We start from the raw sequence: 1,033 nt of genomic DNA on the forward strand, positions 1-1,033 counted from the left end.
GCCGCCACTTGCTGCGGCGCCTCTATCAGGATGCAGTGGCGCAGCCCCGGCAGAATCCGCAGGGTCGAGCCTTGGATTTGCGCGTGCATGAACGCCGCCATGCGCGGGTTGGAGCCGAGGTCATCGGCGCCGGTGGCAATGAGTGTCGGGCAGTGGATCTGCCCCAGTTGCGCGCCGAAATCCGATTCGGCCAGCACCCGGTACGCCGCGGCGTAACACCCTGGGTCATTGGCGGCATTCAGTTGCCGCAAGCGCAGCACGGCATCCGGGTTCTGTGCCTGGAACACCTCGGTCAACCAGCGCGCCAACGAGGCTTCGTAATGCGCCACAGGCTCACCGGCTTGCAGCGCGACCAGGCGTGCTTTGACCCGCTCACGTTCTTCGGTATTGCGCCCGGCCACGGTCGACAACAGCACCAGCCGACGTACCCGCTCAGGACGGGTAAGCACCAGTCGCTGGGCGATCAGGCCCCCCAGCGAAAACCCCGCCAGGTCGAACTGCCCGAAACCCACGTGTTCGGCCAGCGCCAGGGTTTCACCGACCAGATGGTCGATCTCATAGCGCCCTGGCGTGCGCGACGACTGCCCATGGCCGCGCAGGTCGAAGGTCAGCACCGTGAAGTCGTCCTTCAAGCCCTGCACCACCTCGGCCCAGGCGTCCAGGCTGGAACCCACGCCGTGGATGCACACCAGCGGCCGAGGCCCGTGCCCATCGAGGCGGTAGTTGAGCGTGACATTCGCCACGCTGAGTTGTTGTGCGTCGCCCATGGCTTACCCCGCCACCGTTTCGCGACGTTTGACGCGCTCGCGCTCGGCGAACACTGGCATCACCTCGTCGATGAACAGGCGCAGGGTCTGCTTCTGCAATTCGAACGGCAGGTTGAAGGTCAGGCCCAGGCAATATTGATCGACGCCGGCCGCTTCATAGTCGAGCAGCTTGGCGATGATTTCGTCCGGGGTGCCGAACATCAGGTTGCGGCGGATGTTGTCCGGGTTGTAGTTCTCCTTGCCGCGTACCGCTTCAAACGGCACCG

General features: G+C 65.0%; 1 protein-coding gene and 1 pseudogene. Both read right to left on the reverse strand.

Going from position 1 to position 1,033, the window contains the following annotated elements; translation table 11 throughout:
* On the reverse strand, nucleotides 1–767 hold a 767-nt coding region (locus HX803_RS31860), incomplete at its 3' end, for an alpha/beta fold hydrolase (protein ID WP_178926039.1).
* A 3-nt stretch (nucleotides 768–770) separates the two neighbouring features.
* Nucleotides 771–1,033: pseudogene (locus HX803_RS31865) on the reverse strand (LLM class flavin-dependent oxidoreductase); the annotation flags it as partial.

Origin of the sequence: Pseudomonas sp. P7548, from assembly GCF_013386585.1 — a bacterium.
In the GTDB taxonomy this organism is placed as follows: domain Bacteria; phylum Pseudomonadota; class Gammaproteobacteria; order Pseudomonadales; family Pseudomonadaceae; genus Aquipseudomonas.